Origin of the sequence: Phocaeicola sp. RTP21198st1_B8_RTP21198_201120 (genome assembly GCF_040929485.1) — a bacterium.
Taxonomy (GTDB): domain Bacteria; phylum Bacteroidota; class Bacteroidia; order Bacteroidales; family Bacteroidaceae; genus Phocaeicola; species Phocaeicola dorei.
Genome location: NZ_JBCOCI010000333.1, coordinates 1 through 1,465, shown reverse-complemented (window position 1 = coordinate 1,465; position 1,465 = coordinate 1). Strand labels below are relative to the sequence as shown.

Annotated in this window: 2 protein-coding genes; both read left to right on the top strand. The window is 38.2% G+C overall.

Annotated elements, in window-relative coordinates; genetic code table 11:
- Positions 1-2 precede the first annotated feature (2 nt).
- Positions 3-1,070, top strand: coding sequence for a glycoside hydrolase family 105 protein (locus tag AB5935_RS25995; protein WP_368327874.1), 1,068 nt, complete (start codon positions 3-5; stop codon positions 1,068-1,070).
- Positions 1,071-1,181: 111 nt separating this feature from the next.
- Positions 1,182-1,465: SGNH/GDSL hydrolase N-terminal domain-containing protein (locus AB5935_RS25990; RefSeq protein WP_368327873.1), on the top strand; the 284-nt coding region annotated here is incomplete at its 3' end.

Below are 1,465 nucleotides of genomic sequence, written 5' to 3'. Positions count from 1 at the left end.
TTTTGAGCTCAAATGTGATTTCTGCTCAAAATTATTTTGGAGATTTTCCTGTGAAGGCAGATCCAAAAACGGTTGGAAATAAATTGAGCAGACGTTTGATGGAAACTAAACACCAACTGTATTTTGATAGAGGAATACATTATGCAGAGGTGTGTACATGGTACGGAGCTCTTCGTTTTGCAGAATTGACAAATAATAAAGATCTGATAAAGCTGTTGAGAAATCGTTTCGAATTATTGTTTCATCTGGAAAAAGAACTTCTACCTCCGCCGATTCACGTAGACCAAAATATGTTTGGTTGCTTACCTCTGAGGTTTTATAATATAACGAAAGATAAACGTTATTTGGATCTAGGACTGCCCTATGCTGACACTCAATGGCAACTTCCTGCCAATGCAAACGAAGAGGAGCGTAAATGGGATAAAAAGGGATACTCCTGGCAAACTCGTCTTTGGATTGATGATATGTATATGATTACTATTGTGCAATCTGAGGCTTATAAAGCTACAGGTGATCCTAAGTACATCAATAGGGCTGCCAAAGAAATGGTTCTGTATTTGGACGAATTGCAACATCCCAACGGTCTTTTCTATCATGCACCGGATGTGCCTTATTATTGGGGACGTGGTGATGGTTGGATGGCTGTCGGTATGACGGAGTTACTTTATAACTTACCGGAAAAGGATCCTAATCGTGCACGTATCATGAAAGGTTACTTGTTGATGATGGATAACTTGAAAAAATACGTGAACAAGGACGGTCTTTGGAATCAGCTGATTACCGAACCGGACTTTTGGACAGAGACATCTGGTTCGGCAATGTTTGCTTATGCCATGATTGTGGGGGTTAATAACGGCTGGTTGAATAAAGAGGAATATGCTCCAGTGGCACGTCGTGCATGGCTTGGCTTATGTAATTATATTAATGACAAGAATGATCTTACTGAGGTTTGTGTTGGAACCGGAAAGAAAAACAGTAAACAATATTATATGGATCGTCCCCGCATCGCCGGTGATTATCATGGACAGGCACCGATAATATGGTGTGCTTATGCATTATTGAATAAATAAAACAATAAAAGACCGGATACAGATCTAGGAGTTTTTTTGTTCATAGTGTATTGTTGCTTTTAACATAACATATATTTATTTTTGAAGGGTCTGAAATTATAATGCTTGAATATGAAAAGAGAATTTTGTATTTTTATTGTACTTTCTTTAGTGTTTCATATACATGCTCAATTAGTATACCACAATGCATCGAATTTTCCACTATTAGGAAGGGCGACAGAGAGTGCTGGGGCACGATATGAAAGGTTTCCGGATTCATTAAAGAATATTTCTCGTGCTCCATTATGGAATTTAAGCCGTAACTCTGCCGGAATGGCGATACGTTTTCGTAGTAATTCTACCACAATAGCTGCTAAATGGGAAACACTCATCAATTTTCATATGAATCATATGAC